The following is a 25,319-nucleotide window of genomic DNA, read 5'->3' as shown; positions in this document are numbered from 1 at the left end:
AACGTAAACTGCTTCATTTTATGTTAGTCTGTTGCCAATAACTTTTGTCCGGTTAAATGTATGCAGGAAAATCTTTCAGTGACACACGCCCGGGGCCCCATTACCGATGATGCCAGCAACGAGATTCAGGCGATGCTGAGTAAATTGCTGGAAATCTATGATGTTAAAACGCTGGTGGCGCACCTTAACGGCCTTGGCGAGCATCACTGGAGTCCGGCCATTTTAAAACGCGTGATGATGAACGCAGCATGGCATCGTTTGAGCGACAACGAGTTCGCCAGTCTTAAAACGTTATTGCCAATGCCGCCGGACCATCACCCCCAGTATGCCTTTCGTTTTATCGATTTATTCGCTGGCATCGGCGGTATTCGCCGCGGATTTGAAGCGATAGGTGGACAGTGTGTATTTACCAGTGAATGGAATAAACACGCGGTACGTACGTATAAAGCGAACTACTTTTGCGATCCGTTGCAGCATAACTTTAATGAAGATATCCGTGATATTACGCTAAGCCACCGGGAAGGGGTCAGCGATAATGAGGCGGCGGAGCATATTCGCCAGCATATTCCGCAGCATGATGTTCTGCTGGCGGGCTTTCCCTGCCAACCATTTTCTCTGGCGGGGGTGTCAAAGAAAAACGCGCTGGGCCGCGCCCATGGCTTTGCCTGTGAGACGCAGGGAACGTTATTTTTCGATGTCGTAAGAATCATTGACGCCTGCCGCCCGGCGCTGTTCGTACTGGAAAACGTGAAGAATCTTAAAAGTCACGATCAGGGCAAAACCTTCCGTATTATTATGCAAACGCTCGATGAACTGGGATATGACGTTGCTGATGCCGCTGACAATGGCCCGGACGATCCCAAGATTATCGATGGGCAGCATTTTCTTCCCCAGCACCGGGAGCGTATTGTGCTGGTAGGGTTCCGCCGCGATTTGAATCTGAAAACCGATTTTACGCTACGCAATATCATCCGCTGTTATCCACCGCGCCGTCCGACCCTGGCGGAATTACTGGAACCAGTGGTCGACGCCAAATATATCCTGACGCCGGTGCTGTGGAAATATTTATATCGCTATGCGAAAAAGCATCAGGCGCGGGGAAATGGTTTTGGTTATGGCATGGTCTACCCTGACAATCCAGATAGTGTGGCGCGTACGCTATCTGCACGCTACTACAAAGATGGCGCCGAAATTCTGATCGATCGTGGTTGGGATATGGCGACAGGCGAAGTAAATTTCGACGATCCTGACAATCAACAACATCGTCCCCGTAGACTTACGCCGAGAGAGTGCGCGCGTTTAATGGGTTTTGAGGCGCCACAAATGTCCCGGTTCAGGATCCCCGTCTCTGATACCCAGGCTTATCGTCAGTTTGGCAATTCCGTGGTGGTGCCGGTATTTACAGCGGTAGCAAAACTACTGGAACCCAAAATTCACCAGGCGGTAGCGCTGCGCCAGAGAGAGGCGGTAGATGGCGGACGTTCACGATAAAGCAACGCGCAGTAAAAATATGCGTGCGATAGCGACCCGCGATACAGCCATTGAAAAACGCCTTGCCGGTCTGCTAAGCGCGCAAGGGATTACGTTTCATACGCAGGACGCGACATTACCAGGAAAACCGGATTTTGTGGTGAATGACTATGAGTGCGTGATTTTTACGCATGGTTGTTTTTGGCACCATCATCACTGCTATTTGTTTAAAGTACCCGCCACGCGTACGGCGTTCTGGCTGGAAAAAATCGGTAAAAATGTTGAGCGTGATGCGCGCGATATTCAGCGCTTGCAGGCGCTTGGCTGGCGGGTACTGATTGTTTGGGAGTGCGCCTTACGCGGGAAAGATAAACTGAGCGACGCGGCGCTGGCGGAGCGCCTGGAAGAGTGGATCTGCGGCGGCGGCACCAGCGCGCAGATCGACACCCAGGGTATTCATCTACTGGCGTGAATCTTCCGTATTACATGGTGTAACCATCGTTCTGGCAGGGAACAGATATTTGCCCAGTGTCACCAGTACCACGGCAAACACAATCACGCCCAGTGCCGTCCATTCAACAGGTGACAGCTTCTCGCCGCCTAAGCCGGTACCAAGCAACACGGCGACGACCGGATTCACATAAGCATAGCTGGTCGCCAGTGCCGGACTGACATTACGAATCAAATACATATAAGCATTAATGGCGATGACAGAACCAAAAAGGGCCAGGTAACCGACGGCTAAAAAACCTGACAAGTCAAGTAGAGAGGTTAGTTTTTCGCCGGAAAGAAACGCTGCGCACAGTAAGATAATGCCCGCCGCCAGCATTTCAATCGCGCCAGCCATCATGCCTACAGGTAAAACGATGCGTGATCCGTACACGGAGCCAAATGCCCAGCTCATAGACCCTATCAGGATCAAAATCGCACCCCATGGATTGCCGCTTAAATTGCCGCCGCTGTTCAGCAGAATAATACCGGCCAGGCCAACCGCAATCCCTGCCCATTCTAATTTGCGGGTTTTAATGCCAAAAAAGTAGCTGAAGCACAGCGTAAACAACGGGACGGTGGCAACCACCACTGCGGCAATGCCCGAGGGGACGTTTTGATGTTCCGCCACCGTGACCAGACCGTTACCGACCGCCAACAGTAATAGACCGATCAGAGCGGCGTTAACGGTCTGGCGCAGCGGCGGAAGTTTTTCGCCTCGCAGTAATAAAAACGCCATGAGCAGAATACCCGCCGAGAGAAAACGTACGCCCGCCATCATTAGCGGCGGCCAGCTTTCAACGCCTATCCGGATGACAAAATAGGTCGACCCCCAAATGATATATAAGGCGAAAAGCGCGCCAAAAAGAGGTAGTAACTGCCTGAAACGCATAAGCTCTCACATGAAATAAAAAGGGTGGATATAGTTAACGTCAAAATTATTATGCTGGCGAGCGTTATAATTATCCTTTTTGCGGAAAAAGGCGTTGACCGGGGCCATCGGTTTCGGCATAGCGCGTTTTGTTACATACTTAACGTTTTAGAAGAAAAGACAGAGGGAATCATTTTGGCAGGAAGTAGCTTACTGACGTTACTCGATGATATTGCCACACTGCTGGACGATATTTCGGTAATGGGCAAACTGGCCGCAAAAAAAACCGCTGGCGTATTGGGGGACGATCTATCGCTCAATGCGCAGCAGGTCACGGGCGTCCGCGCTAACCGCGAGCTGCCAGTGGTATGGGGTGTCGCGAAAGGGTCATTAATCAATAAGGTTATTCTGGTACCGCTGGCGCTGCTGATAAGCGCCTTTATCCCGTGGGCCATCACGCCATTGTTAATGCTGGGCGGCGCGTTTCTCTGTTTTGAAGGAGTAGAAAAAGTCCTCCATACCTTTGAAACGCGAAAACATAAAGAAGACCCGGTGGCGCGGCAAAAACGCCTTGAGACGCTGGCTGCGCAAGATCCTTTGGCCTTTGAAAAAGATAAAGTGAAGGGAGCGGTACGTACCGATTTTATTCTTTCTGCTGAAATTGTGGCCATTACCCTGGGGATTGTCGCGCAAGCGCCGCTGCTTAACCAGGTGCTGGTGTTGGCAGGAATTGCGTTAATAGTAACGGTTGGTGTGTATGGCCTGGTTGGTATCATTGTAAAGCTGGACGATATGGGATACTGGCTGGCAGAAAAGCGCAGCGTGCTGGCGCAGGGCGTCGGTAAAGGTCTGTTGATTACCGCGCCCTGGTTAATGAAGGCGTTATCCATTGTCGGTACACTGGCGATGTTTTTAGTCGGCGGCGGGATTGTCGTACACGGTATCGCGCCGCTACACCACGCGATCGAGCATTTTGCACAGCAGCAGAGCGCCTTCATAGCGTATACGCTTCCTGGCCTGCTTAATCTGGTGTTCGGCTTTATTATCGGCGCTATTGTGGTAGCTCTGGTGAAAAGCGTGGCGAAACTGCGGGGTATTTCGCACTGATTTTTCTGCAATGAATTATGCAAAATTGTTCATCCTCGTCTAAGGTGAAAACGTTTCATCTGATACAGGAGGCAGGTATGGTCTTTTCTGTCAGTGAGGAAGTCACCGTAAAAGAGGGCGGACCCCGGATGATCGTCACCGGTTATTCCAGCGGAATGGTAGAATGCCGCTGGTATGACGGGTTTGGCGTAAAGCGAGAGGCATTCCATGAGAATGAGCTCGTACCTGGAAAGGAAAGGTACGTGCGCGACGAAGCCCGATGACAAAACGCCCGGTTAGCGCCGGGCGTTTTGCTGTGGAGAAACATCGTCGTCGCTCTGCCACATGCTGCTATCAGGTTCAGGTTATGCCAGAATTTAGTGGTATCTCTTAATAAACGCTTAAAGACGGTCAGTCATCAGGGGTGTAGTAAGAAGCCATAATCATCAGGAGTTGTAGGGTGCCGCACGAAACACAGTTGGACAATCAAGGCTGGCTTAAAAAGCTGGCGCGGCGTTTTGGTCCTGGTCATGTTGTGAATGTCTGTTTTCTGATCGTTATGCTTTTCTCGACCTTGCTGACCTGGCGGGAAGTGATCGTACTGACAGAGGCTTATATTACCAGCCAGCGCAATCATCTGGGCAGCGTCGCTAATGCCCTCGACAGGCAACTCCAGTTCAATATGGACAGACTGATCTTTTTGCGTAACGGTATGCATGAAGCATTGGTGGCGCCGCTGGATTTTGCCGCATTGCAAAGTGCGGTAACGCAGTTTGAGCAGCGACGTGGCAGCCGCTTCTGGCAACTGGAGTTGGATAAGCGGCGGACGTTGCCGTTATATGGCGTCTCCGATCAATTTGTCGCTCAAACGACGCTGCTTTCACGGGATAATCGCGACCTGACAAACGAATTAACCGCCACGCTGGAGTTGGGGTATCTGGCGCGTCTGGCGCAGTCATCCGCCATGCTGACGCGGGAAACCGTGTATGTTTCTCGCTCTGGATTTTACCTCTCAACCCTTCCCACGATATATGGCAGCGATATTATATCTCGCTATTATCAGTACGTGACTCAACCCTGGTTCACTGCACAAAGTCAACGGCGCAACCCGCAGCGTGGCGTGCAGTGGTTCACCTCGGCGCAACCTTATTTTGACGAGCCAGAAAAAGTGACCGCCAGTTTGCCGCTGGATCATGCACATTACTGGTATGGCGTACTGGCAATGGACATCCCCGTCGCCTCATTACAGCAGTTTTTGCGCGACGCAACCGAAAAGGACAGTGAAGGGGAGTATCAGCTTTATGATAATCATCTTCATCTGTTGGCAAGTTCCACACCGGAACAACACACCGAGGCCCTCAATGAACGTGAGCGAGCCTCACTGTCGCATGAAATAAAAAACGATACTCAGGGAGGGCTGCGTTTAGGTACGCGTTATGTGAGCTGGGAGCGGCTGGATCATTTTGATGGCGTACTGCTGCGCGTGCATACGCTGCGTGAGGGCGTACAAGGGAATTTTGGCAGTATTAGTATCGCGCTTGCGCTGTTATGGGTGCTTTTTACTGCGATGCTGCTTATTTCCTGGGGCGTTATTCGACATATGGTCAGTAACATGTTTGTCCTGCAAAACTCGCTGCAATGGCAGGCATGGCACGATCCCCTGACGCGGCTCTATAATCGCGGCGCGCTGTTTGAAAAAGCGCGTCGGCTGGCACAGCGCTACCGGGAATCCAGGCAGCCTTTTTCAGTGATACAGTTGGATTTAGATTATTTTAAAAGCGTCAACGATCGCTTTGGTCATCAGGCGGGTGACCGTGTGCTGTCCCATGCCGGCGGATTGATTGGCAGCACCATCCGTTCGCATGATATTGCTGGACGGGTCGGGGGCGAGGAGTTCTGTATCGTCCTGCCTGGTGCAACAAAGGCGCAGGCGCTGCACATTGCTGAACGCATACGCCAGCGTATTAATGACAAAGAGATTCTGGTCACAAAATGCACGACACTCCGTATCAGCGCGTCACTGGGGATAAGCAGCTCGGAAGAGTATGGTGACTATGACTTTGAGCAGTTGCAGTCGCTGGCCGACAAACGGCTTTATTACGCAAAACAGGCCGGACGTAACCGTATCTGCGCCAGCGACGTGGCTCAGGAGCGGGAAAAGAAATAGTCCATGCCTTCGCACCAGCCATCTGGCCCCTCATTCTGGCTACGGTAGACGCGCTGGGGCTCGTCATGACGTAAGTGTACGCCTTCGCGGTTAAGCCCTTTAACGATAACAGCATAATCCATTACATCCAGCAACGGGGCATCGTTGGGGCCGTCGCCCAGTCCCACTGTCAGGGGGCGGGTGTGCCATTGCCGACGATATTCTTCAATCAGCCAGTTGGCGGCCTGATCTTTACCCGCGGAGGCATCCAGTACATGCCAAAAACGCGCGCCATGAACAAATTGTAATCCCAGGTCATGTAAGCGGGCGGCAAACTGCGCCATGCGTTCATCGCTATCGCGCCAGATTAGTGATACCGACGCCTCATGCAACCGGGTGAGCGCGGCCTGGGCCCGGTTTAGCCCCGTCCATTCGCTTATCACCTGATCGTCGACGTCATCAAAAGTGGTAAACTTAAACTGCTCCTTTTCACGTAATTTATGCAGAACAAGACGGATTTCGCTGTGAGAAATAGCCGCTGTCAGACGGGGATAACCAGGATGTTTTTCCCAATGCGCGTCCAGTTGGATCACCGCGCCGTTTTCCGCAATCAGCGGTAGTCCCTGAAGATTTAACGTCGTCTGGAGCTGCAGCATTTCAGCCGCAGTTTTACTACTACAGAGGATGACGGGAACGCCGTTTTCATGCAGGCGCGTAAGCCAGGGAGCCGCAGGTTGCCACTCAAAGGTATGGCTGTTGAGCAACGTGCCGTCCAGATCGGTAAAAATAAGCAAGGGGTCATGGATTGAGAGCATTTTTTCCTCATTTTCCGTTGCAACGGCGGGCTTATTTCCAGGAAAAATCCTAAAGCACATCCGGAAGAAATCGAATGCTAACTGGAATCGATCCCGTCGCTTCCAGGCAGCACATGCGTTGTCACACTTTTGCTACCAAACTATTAGCGTGCTTAATCATTCATGTAAAAAATATTTACTTGTCATGCAAAAAAATTGCAGATAAGGTAAATCTCACATCAGATTTCCTGGTGTAACGAATTTTCAAGTGCTTCTTGCATAAGCAAGTTTGATCCCGGCCCGTAGGGCCGGGATTTTTTTCGGCCTTTTTTAACGGTTTACTTCCGTTACACTAAAATCATGAATATCGAGCTCAAACGCTTCGGCTAATTCATGCCATGTATGATACTCTCGTCCGTCAACGCTCACCCGCTCAGGATCGTTTTCGCTGCGGTGAACCTCGCTCTCGCTAATCTCATTGATCGCTGCCAGCAGCGCATCAACGTCGACATTGACTTCGCGCTTGGCCGTCTCACTGTACTCTTTTGCCGTTTTCATCTTCACTACCTCGCAGGTTCCTGACAGCCTAAGTATAGACCGTCGAGAAAACCAGCAAACACGCCTGCAAGGCGCTGCTAGACGCGGAAAATTGTTCTACACTGGCACAAAGCGACAGGAGGAAAATGATGAAGGTCAATGATCGGGTAACAGTTAAAACGGACGGCGGGCCACGTCGACCGGGCGTGGTACTGGCAGTGGAAGAATTTAGTGAAGGCACTATGTACCTGGTTTCGCTGGAAGATTACCCGCTCGGCATCTGGTTCTTTAATGAGTCAGGTCACCAGGACGGCATTTTCGTTGAGAAGGCGCTGCAGGACTAATTGAGCCGGACTGGAGGTGCATCGCCAGTCCGGGTATCTCATCGCATGTTAACAAAAATGCCGTTGGTGACGTTATCTGTCAACCGCACTACGTGATAGATAACTTGTTTATTATGCGTTTTTATCTTTCGTTTAATATTACCCTTATGGGAGGATACCGTTTTTGCTTTAATATTCATCCGGTCAGAAATCTGAATGGTTCCCTGGCCTTCCATCCACATTCGTAACATGCTGGATTCAGTTCGGCTTAAAGATAACGTCGGTAAATTTATAGTGCCTGAAATACCAGACTCTTTTTTCAGAATATCGCCAAGAATGACATCCAGCGAGTCAGGTTTAATCGATTTTGAGCTTATCAATAAGTTTTTTCTTACTAACAAATATTCATCAAAATGCACGTTAGCTATTGCCATAAAAACAATAAATAACGTATCAGGATGTTGATTAATGATTTGCCTTATTTTTTGACTGTCTGAAGGCGTATGAATAAAACAGTCCTCATTAATAAACACCACCGAAGGTTGATGCGCGCTACAAGCGATAGCGAGTTCGTCAACGGTTTCGATATCGTTGATTTCCCTTTTTTTCACCCCTCTACTGACCAGATACCCGCTTAACCCCAGCCGGGTGTAACTGCATAAATCCATAATAATCGTTGACATGGCATACCCTCACTCAATGCGTAACGATAATTCCCCTTACCTGAATAACTCACCATAATCAGACGGAACATGACTAGTCACCTTAGACAACACCTACACCGTTTTTCAGGCGAACTTACTATCCCGTAAAGTTACATATAATTTGCCAGGAATCATCTTAAAGTAAAGTGAATGTTGTGTTATGTGAGTGAAGTAAAAACAAATAAGCTGCGGCGGATATATCCTGGTCGGTGTTTTTAAAATTTATTTTCAGATAAACCTTAGTAAAACAGGATAAATATTATGGGTTATTATTTACGGGCATTTCGCTGACAATATCAGCAAGCAAATTGAAAATTTCGCTGAATAAATGTTCGCAAAACGGCGCAATTAATGGCATAAGCGCAGCCATAAGCATAATGCCAACGGTGAGCGTGAGCGGGAAGCCGATAACAAATATCGATAGCTGCGGCGCCATGCGATTTAATAGCCCCAGCGCCAGATTAAGTGTTAGCAGGAGAGTGATGACCGGTAATGCCAGCATTAATCCGTTTAAGAAAATGAGTCCACCGGCCCTGGCGAGCGCCATAAATGCGTTACTGTTAACCGGATTGCTCCCGACAGGCAGGGTATGAAAGGTATCGACCAGTAGCGAAATAAGCCACAGATGACCATTAAAAGTAAGAAACAGCAGCATGGCAAGCATATCCATAATACGTGCCAGTACCGGCATATTGAGGTGACTGCCCGGGTCGACGAAGGTGGCAAAGGAAAGCCCCATTTGCAAACCGATAAACTCACCAGCCGTACGCACTGCCGCAAAGGCGAATTGCATGGTAAATCCCAGCGCAATGCCGATCAGAATTTGCTGCATTGCCAGCCATAAGGCGGCAATAGAAAACAGCGGCGTATCGTTTGCCGGTAGAGATGGCGCGATGACGAACGTAATCATTATCCCCAACCCCAGCTTTACCCGCTTGGGAATTGCACGCTCGCTGAGAATCGGCGCGGTTGAAATCAGCGCCAGTACACGCAGCAGGGGCCAGAAATAGAGATTTAGCCAGTATAGCCATTGTTCGCTGGTGATCTGTATCATCGCCTTATTTATCCGATGATATAAGGTAAGTTGCTGAATAATGTGCGTACGTAATCCAGCAGCAGGTTAAGCATCCACGGACCGGCAACGATAATGGCGATAAAGACAGCGACGATTTTGGGGATGAACGACAGCGTCATTTCATTGATCTGAGTCGCCGCCTGTAAAATACTGATAATGAGGCCGGTAATCAGCGCGACGAGTAATAGTGGCGCAGCCAGAGCAAGGGCGACTTTCATCGCCTCGGTGCCCATCATCATGACGGATTCTGGAGTCATTTTACGCCTCTAACTGTAAAAGCTTTGGGCCAGCGACCCTACCAGCAACTGCCAGCCATCGACCAGGACAAACAGCATGAGCTTAAACGGCAGGGCGATAGTTGCAGGCGGCACCATCATCATCCCTAACGCCATCAGGACGCTGGCGATCACCAGATCGATAATCAAAAATGGAATGAAAATCGTAAAACCGATCTGAAACGCCGTCTTTAATTCGCTGGTGACATAAGCGGGCAGGAGAATACGCATCGGTACGGCTTCCGGTCCCTGTAATGGACCGCTATTGGCCAGCCGGGCAAATAGCGCCAGATCGGCTTCGCGGGTCTGGCGTAACATAAATGCGCGTAACGGCTGCGCGCCTTTTTCCAGCGCCTCCTGCATTGAGATTTTTTGCTCGCTAAAGGGCTGATAAGCGTCCACATAAATCTTGTCAATAACGGGCGACATAATAAAAAAGGTCAAAAACAGCGCCAGTCCGAGCAGCACCTGGTTTGGCGGCGCCGAGGGCGTCCCCAGCGCATTACGCAGCAGGCCAAAGACAATGATGATACGGGTGAAACTGGTCATCATCAGTAAAATCGCCGGCAGGAATGTCAGCGAGGTAATGAAGACCAGGGTCTGGACAGATAACGACCAGCTTTGGCCCCCACCCGCTAACGGCTGGCTGATAATCCCTGGTAACTGCGCAGCGGCGGCAGGACTGAAAAGCCACAAACTCGCCAGAGAAAGAAATACTAAACGGCGCATCAGGATCTCCCGGAACGCTTGATTAAGCTTTTCATCATGTTCTGGAAGTCTGCCTGTGGGGACACAGACATTTCTGCATCCGTATCTGTCTTCGCAGGAGGAAGGGTATGCAGCAGATTAATCTGCGAGGCGGTCACGCCCAGTACCAGACGTGCATTTTCGACCTCAACAATTATCACGCGTTCGCGCGGGCCGAGCGAGGCACAGGCGGATACCTTGAGTTCACGCGCGCTATTTCCTTTTGGGGAGAATCCCATACGCTTAATCACCCAGGCTGCCGCCAGAATGAGCGCAATAATGCCAATCAACGCGCCGCTCACCTGAATAAGAGGCGACGTAGCTGGCGTGGCGGGTTGAGAAACCGTGGCCTGTGTCTTCATCATTAACGGCTCAAACGACGCATACGCTCGGATGGCGTAATAATATCGGTAATACGTACGCCGTACTTATCCGCCACGACGACCACTTCACCCTGGGCAATCAGATAGCCGTTAATCAGAATATCCAGCGGCTCGCCCGCCAGCCCGTCCAGCGCGACGACTGACCCCTGCGTCAGGCGCAGCAACTCTTTAATGGTCATTCGCGTGCGGCCCAGTTCAACGGTCAATTTGACCGGGATATCCATAATCAGATCGATATCCTGCATAGCGCCGCTGACATCGCCACCGCCAAGCTGTTGGAAAACCGCGTCGGCGGCGCTTTTAGTGGTGGTCGCTTTTTGCTCGTTTAATGCGTCAGCCCACAGATCATCCAATGCGCCAGTATTCTCATCGGACGGATTATTCATGTCACTCATTTGGGCTGTTCCTCATTCAGCGAATTCAAAATTGGGTTGATCAAATGTTCTACGCGTAGCGCGTACTGCCCGTTTACGGTGCCATATTGACTGGTGAGTACGGGCACGCCGTCCACATGAGCAATAATGCGGTCGGGTTTTTCAATCGGCAGTACATCGCCGGGCTTCAGCTTCAGAATCTGAGAAAGACGCAGCGGAATATCGGCAAAGTTCGCCACCAGCTCCAGTTCAGAGTGTTGAACCTGGCGTACCAGATTATCGCGCCAGTTCTGATCTTCATGACGCGAGTTTTCCAGCGGCGGGTTGACCAATAGTTCACGCAGCGGCTCGATCATGCTAAAGGGCAGACAGATGTTAAATTCACCGGTCAGATTGCCTATCTCTACATGAAATGGCGTATTGACGACAATATCGTTCGGCGAGGTGGTAATATTGGTAAACTTTACCTGCATTTCGGAACGCACATACTCCACTTCCAGCGGATTAATGGCTTTCCATGCGTCGCTATAGCCTTCCAGCGCCAGTTTCAGCATGCGGTTGATGACACGCTGTTCCGTATGGGTAAACTCGCGGCCCTCGACTTTGGTCGGAAAGCGGCCATCACCGCCAAACAGGTTATCAACGGCAATAAACACCAGACTCGGCGAGAACACCACCAGCCCGGTGCCGCGTAACGGCTTCAGGTGGATAAGGTTCAGGTTGGTCGGTACCGGCAGGTTACGCGCAAATTCGTGATACGGCTGAATACGTATAGCGCCCACGGTAATATCCGGGCTGCGGCGCAGCAGGTTAAATAATCCCATCCGGAACTGGCGTGCGAAACGCTCGTTAATGATCTCCAGTGCCTGCAAACGTTCACGCACGACGCGACGCTGGGTATTGGGATCGTAAGGGCGAATATCGCTATCGCTTGCGATACCCGGAGTGGGTTCGTCTTTGGTGTCGCTGTCGCCATTTAACAGCGCATCGATTTCAGCCTGAGAAAGAATACTATCGCCCATATCTTTACCGCAGAATAAAAGCTGTATAAAGCACGTCGGTGACGACCTGTTTTGGTTGTCCGGCAACGAGCGGCGCGGCCAGCGTCTCTTTAATAGCGGCAATCAGTTTTTGTTTGCCTGCTTGTGTTGAGAGCTCGGCGGCATTCTGGCGGGAAAATAGCAATAGCAGACGGCTGCGTACTTCCGGTAGATATTCATTCAGTCGCGCACGCGTCGCTTCGTCCTTCAGACGCAGGGTAACGCCGATATACAACACGCGATCCGCCTCGCCAAGATTGACGGTAAACGTATCCAGCGCAAAAAATACCGGCGCGGGCGGCGGTGGTGGCTCCGCTTTAGCGTGCGTGGCCGGTTGCTGCTGCATACGCCAGTAGCTATAACCTGCGGTTGCGCAGGCGGCGAGGGTAATCAACACCAGCAAAGGTATCCAAATCGAGCGTTTGCTCTTTTTGTTAATCGCGGAGTCTGTCATCTGATACGGGCTTCCTGTTTCGGTACTGCTTATTGGCTGATTATCCCGTGTCCTGTCCACGACAAAGCGTGGAAAAGACGCGGATAATCATGCTACCTCTGGCGTTAGGCGAAGATATCCACTGCGCCATTGCCGCGCGCGGTAGCCTGAAGTGAGGCTGGCGCGGCTAACACGGCATCATCATCAGCGGCAAACGTGTCCACGTGTTGGGCGCGGGCAGGCTGTTGTTGCTGCGATGACGATTGCTGTTGCCCGGCAAAACTTTCGCTACTGATACTGCTTTGGCCTAACTGAATCCCGCTCTCCGCCAGTTGAGTTCTTAACATGGGCAGGGCGGCTTCCAAAGCGGCGCGGACATGACTGTGCGGCGACACCATCTGGAGTTGCGCCTGGTTATCATCCAGCTTGAGCGAAATATGCACCTGGCCTAACTCTTCCGGATGCAGCCGCAGCTGTGCGCTTTGCTGTCCCTGACGCGTAAATAACGTGACCTGCTGGCTGAGGGCCTGCTGCCATTCATGGCTGCCTAATGGCGCGCTGAGTACCGGGGCGGACGCGGCAGGGTGCGGTTGCGCCTGCGCCGTAGCGCTGCTGAGGGTCGGCAGTGCCGCGCCTGACATTACCGGGGAGGGCGCACTGTCAATATCTGTTTTCGCGCTGGTCGCCGCTGCCGCGACGACCAGTGGCGTCAGTGATTGTCCCGTGGCGCGATCGTCACTGGCACGCGCCAGTGTTGCGTCCGTTTTCCCTTTTTCATGTTCGCTAAAAGAGAGCGTATGCGTCTCTTCCTGTGGCGCAGATCGCATATCGCCGCGTAGCAGCGATGGTAAAGCGATGTGATTTTCAGCCGGTATTTCTCCGGCGGCAGGCGTTGCGATAGGTTGACCGGGCAGCATGGCGAATAAGGCGCTCAGACTGGCGAGATCCTCATCGCTAAGGACATGCGTTTTCTCATCCTGCTGCGCTGTTTTGTTCAATGCGGCCAGGGCGCTGGTTTTCAACGATGGCGTTAGCGTAGACAGGAGATGTTGCGCCTGCGTCAGATCCGTTAACGTTTCATCCGCCGTATGCGCTTTTTGCGCCAGCAGGTCGGCAAGCTTCGCCGCCTGAACCGGATCGCCATGTTGGGTCAATAACCCTTTTTGCAATTTGCTCCCCGCCGCCTGTAAATCGGCAAGCGTGATGCGCGCGTCTTTACCCTGTGCGCCATCTGTGCCTAACGCTCCCGCCAGTAGCGCCAGAAAATCCTGGGCTGAACCGGCAGTTTTTTCTGACGTCAGACCTGCGGTCATATCGGTATCGGTAGCGATCAGTTGGGGCAGGGTGATCATTCGGGTTTCCTCATTGCTGCACGCTGAGCAAATTCATCCATCTTTTTCTGGTCCATGCGGTTTTCAGCTAACAACGCTGCCGCGGTTTGTCGGTCCTGTAAGGTTTGCCAGGCCTGAAGACGCTGTTTTTTTTCACGCCAGCTCTTCAGCGCCAGGTCGACTTTTTGCGTCCACTGTGTAAGTTGCAGGCGATGCTGTTCTATCGCTTTTTCCAGCGTCTGAATAAATTGCTGGTAGTTGATCCAGCGATTACTGGCGATGCCTTTGCCCATATCGGTGTTCAGATTACTGCGATACTCATTCTGATAATCGATCAGCATTTTGAGTTGTTCTTCCGCCTGCTGGCAGCCGCGACGCATTTCGCCCAGTAAACGTGCTGCATCATCCACCTCTTTTTCGGCCAAATCTTTAAGTGTTCCCAGAGCGCCATGTTGTGCCATGATCGTCGCCCTCCTGCTTTATCACACCGTCGGGAAAATTAAATCGAGCGCCTGGAGAGAGGCCTCCCAGTCGGCCCGTTCAAAAATACCTTGCTGTAAAAACGCTTCTAATTGCGGCCATAAGGTAATGGCTTTATCCAGCATCGGATCGCTGCCTTTGGCATAGGCGCCGACGCTGACCAGATCGCGGTTACGCTGGAAACTGGAAAGCAATTGTTTAAATAGCCGTACCCGCGCATAGTGCTGCTCGCTAATGAGTGCAGTCATCGCGCGGCTGATTGACGCTTCGATATCAATGGCCGGATAGTGTCCAGCCTCCGCCAGACGGCGGGACAACACGATATGCCCGTCGAGGATCGCGCGTGCTGAGTCGGCAATGGGGTCTTGCTGGTCGTCCCCCTCAGTCAACACGGTATAAAATGCGGTGATAGAGCCGCCGCCGTGGATGCCATTACCGGCACGTTCGACCAGCGCCGGCAACTTTGCAAACACCGACGGCGGATAACCTTTCGTTGCTGGCGGTTCGCCAATAGCCAGCGCAATTTCACGCTGCGCCATCGCATAACGGGTGAGTGAATCCATAATCAGCAACACATGCTGGCCGCGATCGCGAAAGTCTTCGGCAATGCGGGTTGCATAGGCGGCGCCTTGCATACGCAGCAGCGGCGAGACATCGGCCGGGGCGGCAATGACGACCGAACGCGCGCGACCGTCAGGGCCGAGAATATTTTCGATAAAATCTTTGACTTCCCGGCCACGCTCGCCGATAAGACCCACGACAATCACGTCCGCCCGCGTATAGCGCGCCATCATGCCAAGCAGAACTGACTTACCGACGCCGGAACCGGCAAAAAGCCCCATACGCTGACCGCGTCCTACGGTTAACAAGGCGTTGATCGCGCGTACGCCGGTATCCAGCACATGCTCAATTGGCGTTCGCTGGAGTGGGTTAAACGGCGGCGTGATTAACGCGCCGGTTTCTGTGGTATCTGGCGCGGGCAGACCGTCGAGCGGTTTACCGCCGCCATCCAGTACCCGGCCAAGCAGGGCAGGGCCGAGCGGTAATTGTTTGCCGCTTTGCAGCCCATCGCCATGCCCATTACGGGCGTAAACGCGGGCGCCAGGCAGAATGCCTTCGACCTCTTCCAGCGGCATTAAAAACAGACGCTGACCATTAAAACCAACGACTTCCGATTCCACCTCTTTGGTTTCGGGGCCTTCCTGGCGTTCAATAATGCAGGTTGCGCCCAGAGGAAGCTGGAGTCCGGTTGCCTCCAGCACCAGACCGGTAGCGCGGGTTAAACGCCCGTAACGACGCACCGCTGGTAGCAACGCCATTTTGGCCTCAAAGTTGTCGAGCGCGGTAAGCCAGCGGGTCAGACGCGTGGTCATCAGAGTACTCCCGGCGCCGCCAGACGGCACAACTCTTGCCAGCGAGTGGCGACGCTGGCGTCCAGATCGCCCTCATCAGCAGAGACTTTACATCCGCCGTGGTGCAGCGTCGGATCGCCGCGTAGCCGCCAGCCGTGAAGGCTAAGCGTGGCGCCCAGCATCTCTTCCACCCGCTGTAAGTCGTCCGGATGTACGCGCAACTGTGGCTTGCCGCTAAAGAGCGGCTCCTGCTGCAACAGTTGCTGGATCTGTTTGATTAGCGCGGAATTGTCCACCGCTGGCGTCTGGCCGATGACCTGACGCGCGGCCTCCAGGGCCATTTGCATTAATCGTGAGGCGATGACGCTATCGAGCGCGTCAAGGGTATTCTGAAACTCACTGACCAACTGCTGCATTCGGGCATGGAGCGGTGCCTGCTGGGCCTGGGCCTGGGCTTGTCCTTGCTCCAGTCCTTGCGCTAATCCTTCCTGATATCCTTGCGTGTGTCCTTTTTGCCGACCTTCCGCCAGCCCGGCGTTATAACCCTGTTCGTGTGCCTGTATTTTCAGTTGCGCCAGTTCTTGTTCCCGCTGTTGTTCGGCGGTGAGTTCGGGCTCCGGTGCGTCTTCTGTCAGGATGACGTTGTCAGATTCGGCTGGAACAAATGCCGCTGGCGGCGGGGCGAGATCGTCCGGCGTCCAGACTTGCCACGGCAATTCATTAGACATAGGTATCCTCGCCGCTGCCAATCACCATTTCGCCGGTTTCCGCCAGACGACGCACAATAAGCAGAATCGCTTTTTGCTCGTTTTCTACCTGAGACAGACGAACCGGGCCACGGTTGGCAAGATCGTCGCGCAGGATATCGGCGGCGCGCTGGGACATATTGCGCAGGAATTTTTCGCGTAACGGCGGCTCGGCGCCTTTCAGCGCGATCAGCAGCGACTCGGAATCCACTTCCTGCAGCAAACGCTGGATGCTGCGATCGTCCACATCCACCAGATTTTCGAACAGGAACATTTCGTCAATGATTTTCTGCGCCAGTTCACCGTCGAATTCGCGTACGGCGGTAATAACCGCTTCTTCCTGCTGTGTTTTCATCAGGTTGATGATTTCCGCCGCGGTTCTCACGCCACCCATTTTGCTGCGTTTGAGATTCTGCCCGTCGAGCAGGCCATTGAGCACTTCGGTTAACTCCGCCAGCGCCGCAGGTTGCACACCGCCAAAGGTGGCGATACGCAGCATCACATCATGTCGCAGGCGCTCATCAAACAGCGCCAGAATATCGGCGGCCTGGCCTCGTTTGAGGTGTACCAGTATGGTAGCGATAATCTGCGGGTGCTCGTCGCGAATCAGATCGGCGGCGCTCTGCGGCTCCATAAAGTTGAGCGTTTCGATACCGCTGGTGGTATCGCGCGTTTCCAGAATATCTTCCAGCAGACTGGAGGCGCGTTCTTCGCCCAGCGCTTTGACCAGAACGGAACGCAGGTATTCATTGGCGTTGATATTCAGCGCGGCGAACTGTTCCGCTTCCTGCTCAAACTCCGACAGAACGTCCGTCAGTTGTTTGTTGGAGATCTGACGTACGTTAGCCATTGCTGTACTCAGCGCCTGGACTTCGCGGGTGGAGAGGTGTTTAAACACCTCTGCCGCCCGGTCTTCGCCAATTGTCATCAACAGAATGACGCTTTTATCGGTACCGCTAAGATTACTCATGATCGTTACTCATCCACTGGCGAATGACCAGCGCCACCACGCGCGGATCGTTATCTGACATTTCGCGAATACGCTGGCTCATCACCTCGGCGCCCAGACGTTGGTTAGCCCGACGTTGCTGGAGTTGCTCGTCTTTGCTGAGGCGGACTTCCACGGCTTCTTCGGTTTCCTGACGAACCTGAGCTTGTTCCTGTGCCGCTTTCGCTTCTTCGACACGTCGCGTCAGTTGTGGACGTACCGCTTTGCGCCACAGAATCCAGGCCACCAGCAGCACCAGCAACCAGCGACCGGCTGCGATCAGCTGATCGATAAAGGACTGCTGTTGCCAGAAGGGCAGTTCGCCGCCGGTTTCATCCACTGCGGTAAACGGTGAATTCACCACGTTCAGCGTATCGCCACGTTTATCTGAAAAGCCCATCGCTTCGCGGGTCAGATCCTCAATCTGTTTCATTTGAGCCGCAGTCAGCGGCAGCGGTTTGCCGTCCGCCAGCGTTTTGTAATTCACCACGACGGCAACCGAAAGGCGCTCAATATCACCCACATTCATTTTGGTGTGGCGAATGGTGCGATCCACCTCGTAGTTGCTGGTTTCATTACGCTGCGTACTGCGTGGGCCGGCGTTGTCACTGTTCGTACGGGTACTGGTTTGCTGCGTATTCTGCGCGTTTTGCTGATTGGCCGGCGGCGTGGCGATCGGCGCTTCGTTAGGCGGCGCAGGTTGGTTTGATAGTGCGCCAGGCACGCCGCCGGGATAACCCGCGCCGACCTGTTCGCTGATATTCAACTGGCGTGAACGCAGGGTCGCCTTCGACGCATCACCGTTCGGGCTGTAGTGCTCTTCCGTCTGTTCCTTGTTGGCGAAATCCAGCTGGGCGGTGACCTGAGCGTGAACATTCCCGTTCCCGACGATAGGTGACAGAATGGCTTCGATACGGCGCTGGATACGGCTTTCTACATCGTTAGCGAATTTTAATTGCGCGTCATTAAGGTCGCGACCGCTGGTATTCGATTGGGTGAGAAGATGGCCTGACTGATCCACCAGCGTGACGTTGCCCGGCGGTAAACCGGCGACTGCGCTGGAAACCAGATGGACCACGGCGCTAATTTGTCCTTCATCCAGTGCCCGGCCCGGTTCCAGAGTGACGGTGACGGAAGCAGAAGGGGCTTTTTGTTCCCGAACAAAAAGCGACGGTTTTGGCATCGCCAGATGAACGCGGGCGCTCTTTACCGGACCCAGCGTCTCGATCGTCCGGGCCAGTTCGCCTTCCAGCGCGCGCTGATAATTCACCTGTTCGCTGAACTGACTGATACCAAATTTTTCCTGGTCAAGCAGTTCAAAGCCCACCGCACCGCCTTTAGGCAGTCCCTGTTGTGCCAGACGCAGGCGCAATTCATGCACTTTGTCGGCGGGCACTTCAATCGCGCCGCTGCCATTGGCAAAGCGGTAAGGGATGTTCATCTGGGTCAGTTGCGCGACAATCGCGCCGCCATCCTGATCGGTAAGGTTGCTGAACAGTGTGCGGTAGTCGGGGGATTTGGCCCATAACACCATCGCCACGATGATAGCCACGGCAGCAGAACCGGCCACAATTAACGGAATTCGGGGATTCGCGCGCAGGCGATTAAGCCACTCGAGAGGTTTAGGTTGGGTTGCAGTTGATGCAGTCGCACTCATCTCGCACCTCGTGGCTTATCGTGGACGGCGTTTTTTGCAAAGTGGAACAAGACTCACTCCCGGGTCAGCAAACTCGAAAAATTGACGGTCTCATTATTTGCGGTTTCGAATTTTTCTATGCGCTAAAAACCGAGGTTTTTTAGCGTTATTTAACGCCTTTATCTTATTGACAAACTGATAATCTCTGTTGCGTAAAAAATCATTCAGGGGAATAGCATGGCAGCAATACAGGGGATTGAAGGGGTCATCAGCCAGTTACAGGCGACGGCGCTGGCCGCGCGCGGGCAGGAAACGTCATCGCAGCCTACCGTGAGCTTTGCCGGCCAACTCCATGCAGCGCTGGATCGCATAAGCGACAGGCAGTCAGAAGCACGCGTTCAGGCTGAAAAATTCACTCTGGGGGAGCCAGGCATTGCGCTGAATGATGTGATGGCCGATATGCAAAAAGCCTCAGTCTCTATGCAAATGGGGATTCAGGTGCGCAACAAGCTGGTCGCGGCGTATCAGGAAGTGATGAGTATGCAGGTGTAAATATTCTGACCTGCTTAGGGTCTCCGGCACGCCGGGTCTTTCACGGCCCCGGCTATTTTTAGCCATGCCCCCACACAGCGCACCTGTCTTCTTATTCTGGCGCTCTCCGTCTGGCAAAACAGACAAGTATTCGCGGCCTTATTCAGTGATAGACGAAGAGAGTGAAAAAACAGCGCAGGTTCGTGAGATGCAGAAGAATCAAAATAGATACTGCGAATAGTATTAGACAATTTTGAGGCGAGCTCACCTTGCGGATAACGTGGCCGCACATTGTTGCAACGATTTATTAAAAACAGGGTACGCTTGTTTACTGACACCATACATTCCGACGGTTCGCTCTGGCGCATTTGTGATTGAGTTTGCGACCCAAAAAGTTCCTGCAATATTTTTACCGTAACGATCATACACGGTAAAGGCTTTATTAATTCCTGCAATGTCAGTTCCCTGAATATCCAGGACATAATTATATGGGGAAAGCGTGTCAGCGAGGCAGCGGGCAATAGTTTTTGGCGGCGCATTGATTACGGTGACGGGAGCGTAACGACCGGCAGCAATGCTGAAGACGACAATAATGAAGATGAGAATCACTTTGATCATTTTGTTGTTTTTGGCTGTGCATAAATAAATCTCACCTGATGACGTCAGAGGGTAAAATATTAATACCAGTTGGCTTTTATCAGATAGACGGAAAATAAAAATAGTATAAATTTTATAATAGATTTATGGCACCGCGTACAACAGAACCTTGTCTGATTTTCCTTATTACAGGCGCATATCGTGTTATGCAGGTTGACGCTTTATAAATATCTCCCGCCGTAAAGCACGGCGGGAGACACGTTTATTTTTGAATCAAATAACGAATCGTCGGGCCATCCTGCTGGATATCCAGCACCGTATAACCGTGATTGCGCGCATCCAGTGGAATATTATTAATAGACTGCGGGCAGTCACTCACCACTTCCAGGATCTCACCTTTTTTTAACTGCGGCATCGCTTCCAGAGTGGCGACTGCCGGGTACGGACAAGGTTCGCCAACCATATCCAGACGGTAATCAGGGACAATATTTTTCATACAGATTCCTTAGCAGGCGTCAGCCCCGCACGGCGGAAAAAACGTTTTTCCCAGCCGATAATTAACATCAGTGCGGTAAATAATAACAGGTAGGTGACCAGCAGACCGCCCAGCGGCCCAAAGGTATTCAGCAGGTTAACTTTATCCCAGCTCGTCGCCAACGCGGGCGCGAAATCATCCCAGGAGTAAGCCAGAATAGTCGAACCGATAACATTACCGATCCCTACCCACCAGTAATGCACCTGGCCTTCTACGGCGCGGTACATCCAGCCAGTTTCACATCCGCCCGCCAGGACGATGCCAAAACCGAACAGCAATCCGCCAATCACTGCATTCGGGCCTGCCCACATAATTTTAGGTTCAACGCCCAATTGCACGTAGCTAAAAATGCCAATGGCGCTGACTGCCATACCGAAAATGATGGCTTTCGCCATATGGGCGCGTCCGGAAATCCACAGATCGCGGAAAGCCGAGGTAAAGCAGATTTGCGCACGTTCAATCAGCAGCCCAAATCCGACGCCGAACAGCATCGCCAACCCCAGTTTAGGTTGATGCATTGCTGTTAACAGCGCCCAGCCGATCATGCCAACAAAAACCAGCATACCGAGCCGGAAGCGCCGTCTTGCCTGATCCGGTTGCTGCGTCAGGGGGGAGGCCGCGGAGACTTTCTGCATTTTTACCGGAATACGAAATATCGGCAGCAAAGTAAAGCGAGCGCCGAACCAGGAGCCAATCGCGGTTGCCAGCGCAAAAAACCACGCGTGCAGAGAGAACTGGGGAATACCGGTAAAGAAGGCGGCCAGGTTACAGCCCATCGCCAGACGCGCGCCGAAGCCAGCGATAATACCCCCAACCACCGCCTGTCCGATGCGGATACGGCTACGCGGCATACGCAGCTTTACGTTATTGGCCCAAAGCGCCGCGGCGAAACAGCCGCCGAACATGCCGAGGATCATCATACCGTCGATACGCGTCAGCGGCGTCCCTTCCAGATGAATCAGCTTATAGTAGCCCCACTTTTCAGCATGAACGCCAAAGAGCTGCAAAATCTGCCCGCCCCAGCGGGTAAATTCGCCCGTTACGGCCCAGAAAGTGCCGGTGATGCCAAAGTAGTAGGTAGAGAGAATACCGGCGGCGATTACCGCCGGGGCTGGCGCCCAGAATTTAATTAACCAGGTTTGTTTGAAGTGTTGCCATGACATGTGTTAAGCCTCTGAACTCAGAAGGTGTGAAACAAGAAGTGCGAATACTACACCGATCGCAGAATTTGCCCACACCTAATAAGCGGTAATACCGACTGGATCAAACTGGAGCCAGTGCCTGGAAAGGCTGGCGGCATCAGGGCTTTAATGCCACAATCCCTTTTTCTTCTGATGCAGGATGAATGATGAAAAAAGTAGCGATCATTGGCGCATTGCTGGTACTGGCCGGGTGCGCCGAGGTGGAAAACTATCATGATGTGGTGAAAACGCCCGCGCCAGCCGGTCTGGAAGGGTACTGGCAGTCAAAAGGTCCACAACGTAAACTGGTGAGCCCGGAAGCTATCGCCAGCCTGGTGGTAACGAAAGAGGGCGATACGCTGGACTGTCGTCAGTGGCAGCGCGTTATTGCTCTACCAGGCAAGTTAACCATGCTGTCCGATGCGTTAACCAATGTGACGGTTAAGCGTGAGCTTTATGAGATTGAGCGCGAAGGCAATACCCTGGAATATGACGGTATGACGCTACAGCGTGTTGATCGTCCGACGCCGGAGTGCGCCGCCGCGTTAGAAAAAACGCCGTTACCGACGCCGCTGCCGTAATTTCGCTTCCCGGCTGCGTTCTGTCGCCGGGAGATAATCCGCTGTCTTCTCTGACTTACACGCTGACGCGGTTGCAGAAAAATTGCTTCACCTTTCATTAGTTACAACATACTTATAGCGATTTACAAAAAATCACGTCAGGTCTTATTCCTGCATCTGTCTCCGGTCAGGAGGGCATGTTGCCGCCGCCGGGTACTGTCGTTGGCGTATCGGGAAATACCTTTCTTGCGGCCGGTAGAGTGAACCGTGCTCCAGAAGCCATTTAGCCGACCTCTGGAGTAGGGAGACGTTTTCATGCGGGACGGGAAAAGGTTAGGAAGCGTTAGGCGCGTCCGGTACCAGTAACATACCGGAGAGACGACCATAGGCGTTGTTAAGCGACTTTTGGCGGGTGGATTGTCCGATCAAACTACTGAGTTCATCCAGCCGCTGTTGCAGCAACCCTTTAAGGCGCTGCTCATTATCCAGCGTTTGTTTGATGTACCCGGCGACCATCTCCTGAATACTTCGCGTAATGCCCGGTGGAGTTTGCTTTTCCATCACCGTTTCAATACTTTGTAGATAGGAGACCTCTTGTTCCAGTAAGAGGTCCCATTCACCCCGCTGCGCAAGTTCAAGCAGCGATTGACTGAGCAGCGCAATACGCTGCCAACGGTTGATAAACTCCACGGTTGAGGTCATTAACGAGACTCCTGGGAAGATACTTTCGGTGAGATCTGCTTCCAGGCTTCTGCAATATTGCCGAGTAACCCTTCCACTTCTTCGATGGCCTGAGCGTCGTTACGCAAGTTAGCCTGCAGTAAACGGCGAATCATATAGTCGTACAGTTCGGAAAGATTCGTCGCAATCTCACCGCCTTTTTCCTGATCGAGACCGGCTTTCAGACCGTTATCGATAATATTGATAGCTTTGCTTAACGCTTCACCTTTTGCGACCACGTCGCCTTGTTCTAAAAACAGGCGAGCGCGCACCAGGGCGCTATTCGCGCCATCAAACAACATTTCTATCAGCTGATGCGGGCTGGCGCTCATCACGGCGCTTTCCACGCTGACTTGCGCATAAGCTTTGATACCGCTCGCGGTGTACATGGTGACCTCTGTTATCAGGAGTTGCTCATTGCTGCAAACTGCTGGCTCAAATAAGTACTGGTGTTATTCAGCTTACTCATCATGGTATCCAGTTGGGTAAACTGGGCTTTGTAACGGGCGACAGTTTCATCAATGCTATTGCTGACGGACAAGTACTGCTTGGTCAGACTTTTCAGCGTGGCGTTAATATTGTCCTGCGCATTATCAATAATGCCGTCATCCGCCAGATAACCTTTCACTTCGGTGGCGATCTTCGTAGTAATGCCGGTTTCTTTACCATCGCCTACCAGCAGTTCACGCGTTGCGGCTGTATTCTCTTTCAGCGCTTTAGCCAGCTTTTCATCATCAATTTTCAGTTTGCCGGACGTGCCGTCCTGGGTGATGCCAATTTCCGCCATCGTTTTGAAAGCAGAATTACTGCCGCTATTGGCAAATTGCGCCCGGATTCCGGTCTGGATAGTACGAACCACACTATCACCTAACAGGGCGCCGTTTTTATCGCTGGCCTCTTCGCCTGGCTCGACGGCAGTATATTTGGTTAACGAGCTAAAGGTATCCACCAGCGAGTTATAGGCATCCACCCAGGATTTAATCGCTTCTTTCGCTTTAGTATCATCTTTTGTCACCGTCACGATTGCGTCGGAGACTTTCTTGGTCAGAGTTAGCGTAAGCCCCTGAGGAGCGTCGGTTACGGTATTGCTCTGACGCTCAATGTCGATGCCGTTTACGTTCAGCTTCGCGTTTTCTGCTTTCACCAGCTCTTGCATATTGCCGGTATGGGTGGTGCTGTCATAGGCGAGCAGATCGTTCAGTTTTGTATCGCCTTCCACCGTGATTTTCATATTGTTGTCAGTACCGCTATTCGCGGTAATAACCAACTGGAATTGGTTCTCTTTGACCTTAACGATACTGGCGGAGATACCGCTGTCGGCGTCATTGATGGCGTCACGAATCGCCTCCATGGAGGTGTCGCCTTTATCCAGCTTAATCTCCAGCGGTTCTTTACGTCCCTGTTGTTCGATTTTGATGGTTCGTGACGTGACGGCGGTATCGCCTAACTGTTCTTTCGTGGTAGCGAAGGTCTTATTGGTCGCCAGTGACTGTGCGGCGGCAAGTTGAGTCACGCTGATCTTATAAGTCCCCGCCGCCGCGCCAGCGGTGGTACTGACTTTGAGATCTTCAGTGGTGCTGGACGCCACGGTAGACTTAAACAGATCCGCTTTATTTAACGCCGTGTTTGCCGTCTGGAATTTTTCTAATGCGCTTTTCAGTGTGCCGTAGGCGGTAAGTTTCGCCGTATTGGCGCTCTGCTGTTTGGTAATTGGCGTTAAGCGTCCTTTTTCGGCGTTGGTCAGATTGGTCAACAGTTGGTCCAACGGTAAGTTTGATCCCACACCTAATGATGAAATTGAAGCCATGCCTTCTTCCTTTTGATTGCAAACAGTAGTTAAGCGCGTTATCGGCAATCTGGAGGCAAAGTTTAATGATAATTTTGCAAAAATAATGCGCGGAATAATGATGCATAA

The 25,319-nt window shown here is 52.4% G+C and carries 31 protein-coding genes; 8 read left to right on the top strand and 23 right to left on the bottom strand.

What is annotated here, in order from left to right; genetic code table 11:
• Positions 1-60 precede the first annotated feature (60 nt).
• A complete protein-coding gene (locus SBG_RS09385; protein WP_001157335.1) occupies positions 61-1,491 on the top strand; it encodes a DNA cytosine methyltransferase in 1,431 nt (476 codons plus the stop codon).
• A complete protein-coding gene (locus tag SBG_RS09380) occupies positions 1,472-1,942 on the top strand; it encodes a very short patch repair endonuclease (RefSeq protein WP_000785979.1) in 471 nt (156 codons plus the stop codon). The genes SBG_RS09385 and SBG_RS09380 overlap by 20 nt, the downstream gene beginning before the upstream one ends.
• On the opposite strand, the gene yedA is transcribed toward SBG_RS09380, so the two are convergent.
• Positions 1,931-2,851, bottom strand: coding sequence for a drug/metabolite exporter YedA (gene yedA, locus SBG_RS09375; protein ID WP_001212258.1), 921 nt, complete (start codon positions 2,849-2,851; stop codon positions 1,931-1,933). The genes SBG_RS09380 and yedA overlap by 12 nt on opposite strands.
• Positions 2,852-3,019: 168 nt before the next feature.
• Here yedA and SBG_RS09370 point away from each other — a divergent pair, with 168 nt between their 5' ends.
• The 3 genes from SBG_RS09370 to dgcQ all read left to right on the top strand — a co-directional run bounded on the left by SBG_RS09370 (position 3,020) and on the right by dgcQ (position 6,083).
• A complete protein-coding gene (locus SBG_RS09370; protein ID WP_086935872.1) occupies positions 3,020-3,937 on the top strand; it encodes a DUF808 domain-containing protein in 918 nt (305 codons plus the stop codon).
• A gap of 77 nt (positions 3,938-4,014) precedes the next feature.
• The gene (locus SBG_RS09365; RefSeq protein ID WP_024135046.1) at positions 4,015-4,200 is read left to right on the top strand and encodes a YodC family protein; all 186 of its coding nucleotides are present in this window, start codon (positions 4,015-4,017) and stop codon (positions 4,198-4,200) included.
• Between the two features lie 176 nt (positions 4,201-4,376).
• Positions 4,377-6,083 carry a cellulose biosynthesis regulator diguanylate cyclase DgcQ gene (gene dgcQ, locus SBG_RS09360; protein WP_001119843.1) on the top strand — a complete coding sequence of 569 codons (1,707 nt, stop codon included), beginning with the start codon at positions 4,377-4,379 and terminating at the stop codon, positions 6,081-6,083.
• Here the strand turns inward: dgcQ and SBG_RS09355 are convergent.
• Both SBG_RS09355 and yodD read right to left on the bottom strand, forming a co-directional pair.
• Positions 6,062-6,877 (bottom strand): mannosyl-3-phosphoglycerate phosphatase-related protein, encoded by an 816-nt coding sequence (locus tag SBG_RS09355; protein WP_000948781.1) that lies wholly within the window; start codon positions 6,875-6,877, stop codon positions 6,062-6,064. The genes dgcQ and SBG_RS09355 overlap by 22 nt on opposite strands.
• A gap of 309 nt (positions 6,878-7,186) precedes the next feature.
• Positions 7,187-7,414, bottom strand: a complete 228-nt coding sequence (gene yodD, locus SBG_RS09350) for a YodD family peroxide/acid resistance protein (protein WP_000844802.1) — start codon at positions 7,412-7,414, stop codon at positions 7,187-7,189.
• A gap of 128 nt (positions 7,415-7,542) precedes the next feature.
• On the opposite strand from yodD, the gene dsrB reads away from it, so the two are divergent.
• A complete protein-coding gene (gene dsrB, locus SBG_RS09345; protein WP_024135045.1) occupies positions 7,543-7,737 on the top strand; it encodes a protein DsrB in 195 nt (64 codons plus the stop codon).
• A gap of 38 nt (positions 7,738-7,775) precedes the next feature.
• Here the strand turns inward: dsrB and rcsA are convergent, their stop codons facing one another.
• From rcsA to fliF, 14 genes are all read right to left on the bottom strand, one after another.
• Positions 7,776-8,399: a transcriptional regulator RcsA gene (gene rcsA, locus SBG_RS09340; RefSeq protein ID WP_000103976.1), complete on the bottom strand. Its 624-nt coding sequence runs from the start codon at positions 8,397-8,399 to the stop codon at positions 7,776-7,778.
• A gap of 280 nt (positions 8,400-8,679) precedes the next feature.
• On the bottom strand, positions 8,680-9,474 hold the full coding sequence (fliR, locus tag SBG_RS09335) for a flagellar biosynthetic protein FliR (protein ID WP_000614816.1): 795 nt from the start codon (positions 9,472-9,474) through the stop codon (positions 8,680-8,682).
• A gap of 8 nt (positions 9,475-9,482) precedes the next feature.
• Positions 9,483-9,752, bottom strand: a complete 270-nt coding sequence (fliQ, locus tag SBG_RS09330; RefSeq protein WP_000187355.1) for a flagellar biosynthesis protein FliQ — start codon at positions 9,750-9,752, stop codon at positions 9,483-9,485.
• 9 nt (positions 9,753-9,761) lie between these two features.
• Positions 9,762-10,499 (bottom strand): flagellar type III secretion system pore protein FliP, encoded by a 738-nt coding sequence (fliP, locus tag SBG_RS09325; protein WP_001253731.1) that lies wholly within the window; start codon positions 10,497-10,499, stop codon positions 9,762-9,764.
• Positions 10,499-10,882, bottom strand: coding sequence for a flagellar biosynthetic protein FliO (gene fliO, locus SBG_RS09320; protein WP_000978519.1), 384 nt, complete (start codon positions 10,880-10,882; stop codon positions 10,499-10,501). Before fliO ends, fliP begins: the two co-directional genes overlap by 1 nt.
• Positions 10,882-11,295, bottom strand: coding sequence for a flagellar motor switch protein FliN (fliN, locus tag SBG_RS09315; protein ID WP_001282115.1), 414 nt, complete (start codon positions 11,293-11,295; stop codon positions 10,882-10,884). The genes fliO and fliN overlap by 1 nt, the downstream gene beginning before the upstream one ends.
• A complete protein-coding gene (gene fliM / locus SBG_RS09310) occupies positions 11,292-12,296 on the bottom strand; it encodes a flagellar motor switch protein FliM (RefSeq protein ID WP_000502811.1) in 1,005 nt (334 codons plus the stop codon). Before fliM ends, fliN begins: the two co-directional genes overlap by 4 nt.
• Before the next feature lie 4 nt (positions 12,297-12,300).
• Positions 12,301-12,768 carry a flagellar basal body-associated protein FliL gene (gene fliL, locus SBG_RS09305; protein ID WP_000132165.1) on the bottom strand — a complete coding sequence of 156 codons (468 nt, stop codon included), beginning with the start codon at positions 12,766-12,768 and terminating at the stop codon, positions 12,301-12,303.
• 104 nt (positions 12,769-12,872) lie between these two features.
• The gene (fliK, locus tag SBG_RS09300) at positions 12,873-14,099 is read right to left on the bottom strand and encodes a flagellar hook length control protein FliK (RefSeq protein ID WP_000631653.1); all 1,227 of its coding nucleotides are present in this window, start codon (positions 14,097-14,099) and stop codon (positions 12,873-12,875) included.
• Positions 14,096-14,539, bottom strand: a complete 444-nt coding sequence (gene fliJ, locus SBG_RS09295) for a flagellar export protein FliJ (protein ID WP_000046983.1) — start codon at positions 14,537-14,539, stop codon at positions 14,096-14,098. Before fliJ ends, fliK begins: the two co-directional genes overlap by 4 nt.
• A 21-nt stretch (positions 14,540-14,560) precedes the next feature.
• The gene (gene fliI / locus SBG_RS09290; RefSeq protein WP_000213260.1) at positions 14,561-15,931 is read right to left on the bottom strand and encodes a flagellar protein export ATPase FliI; all 1,371 of its coding nucleotides are present in this window, start codon (positions 15,929-15,931) and stop codon (positions 14,561-14,563) included.
• Positions 15,931-16,638 carry a flagellar assembly protein FliH gene (fliH, locus tag SBG_RS09285; RefSeq protein ID WP_000064153.1) on the bottom strand — a complete coding sequence of 236 codons (708 nt, stop codon included), beginning with the start codon at positions 16,636-16,638 and terminating at the stop codon, positions 15,931-15,933. Before fliH ends, fliI begins: the two co-directional genes overlap by 1 nt.
• Positions 16,631-17,626: a flagellar motor switch protein FliG gene (fliG, locus tag SBG_RS09280; protein WP_000067734.1), complete on the bottom strand. Its 996-nt coding sequence runs from the start codon at positions 17,624-17,626 to the stop codon at positions 16,631-16,633. The genes fliH and fliG overlap by 8 nt, the downstream gene beginning before the upstream one ends.
• Entirely contained in the window at positions 17,619-19,301 is a 1,683-nt protein-coding gene (gene fliF / locus SBG_RS09275; protein WP_001276819.1) for a flagellar basal-body MS-ring/collar protein FliF, read from the bottom strand. Before fliF ends, fliG begins: the two co-directional genes overlap by 8 nt.
• Positions 19,302-19,517: 216 nt before the next feature.
• Between fliF and fliE the strand changes: the two genes are divergently transcribed.
• The gene (gene fliE, locus SBG_RS09270; protein ID WP_000719034.1) at positions 19,518-19,832 is read left to right on the top strand and encodes a flagellar hook-basal body complex protein FliE; all 315 of its coding nucleotides are present in this window, start codon (positions 19,518-19,520) and stop codon (positions 19,830-19,832) included.
• Positions 19,833-20,075: 243 nt separating this feature from the next.
• Here fliE and SBG_RS09265 read toward each other — a convergent pair whose 3' ends face one another.
• From SBG_RS09265 to yedE, 3 genes are all read right to left on the bottom strand, one after another.
• Entirely contained in the window at positions 20,076-20,429 is a 354-nt protein-coding gene (locus SBG_RS09265; protein ID WP_000598510.1) for a hypothetical protein, read from the bottom strand.
• 241 nt (positions 20,430-20,670) lie between these two features.
• The gene (gene yedF, locus SBG_RS09260) at positions 20,671-20,904 is read right to left on the bottom strand and encodes a sulfurtransferase-like selenium metabolism protein YedF (RefSeq protein ID WP_000790504.1); all 234 of its coding nucleotides are present in this window, start codon (positions 20,902-20,904) and stop codon (positions 20,671-20,673) included.
• Positions 20,901-22,106 (bottom strand): selenium metabolism membrane protein YedE/FdhT, encoded by a 1,206-nt coding sequence (gene yedE / locus SBG_RS09255; RefSeq protein WP_000118869.1) that lies wholly within the window; start codon positions 22,104-22,106, stop codon positions 20,901-20,903. The genes yedF and yedE overlap by 4 nt, the downstream gene beginning before the upstream one ends.
• Positions 22,107-22,291: 185 nt before the next feature.
• On the opposite strand from yedE, the gene yedD reads away from it, so the two are divergent.
• Positions 22,292-22,705 (top strand): lipoprotein YedD, encoded by a 414-nt coding sequence (yedD, locus tag SBG_RS09250; protein ID WP_000754687.1) that lies wholly within the window; start codon positions 22,292-22,294, stop codon positions 22,703-22,705.
• Positions 22,706-23,017: 312 nt separating this feature from the next.
• Here the strand turns inward: yedD and fliT are convergent, their stop codons facing one another.
• The 3 genes from fliT to fliD are packed head-to-tail and all read right to left on the bottom strand — an operon-like array spanning position 23,018 to position 25,211.
• The gene (gene fliT, locus SBG_RS09245; RefSeq protein ID WP_000204894.1) at positions 23,018-23,386 is read right to left on the bottom strand and encodes a flagella biosynthesis regulatory protein FliT; all 369 of its coding nucleotides are present in this window, start codon (positions 23,384-23,386) and stop codon (positions 23,018-23,020) included.
• On the bottom strand, positions 23,386-23,793 hold the full coding sequence (gene fliS, locus SBG_RS09240; protein ID WP_000287763.1) for a flagellar export chaperone FliS: 408 nt from the start codon (positions 23,791-23,793) through the stop codon (positions 23,386-23,388). The genes fliT and fliS overlap by 1 nt, the downstream gene beginning before the upstream one ends.
• A 14-nt stretch (positions 23,794-23,807) precedes the next feature.
• Positions 23,808-25,211: a flagellar filament capping protein FliD gene (fliD, locus tag SBG_RS09235; protein ID WP_000146810.1), complete on the bottom strand. Its 1,404-nt coding sequence runs from the start codon at positions 25,209-25,211 to the stop codon at positions 23,808-23,810.
• Positions 25,212-25,319 lie beyond the last annotated feature (108 nt).

The sequence above is a fragment of the Salmonella bongori NCTC 12419 genome (genome assembly GCF_000252995.1).
Classification (GTDB): domain Bacteria; phylum Pseudomonadota; class Gammaproteobacteria; order Enterobacterales; family Enterobacteriaceae; genus Salmonella; species Salmonella bongori.
Note: the sequence above shows the minus strand (reverse complement) of the source record. Positions and strands in the feature narration are given on the sequence as shown.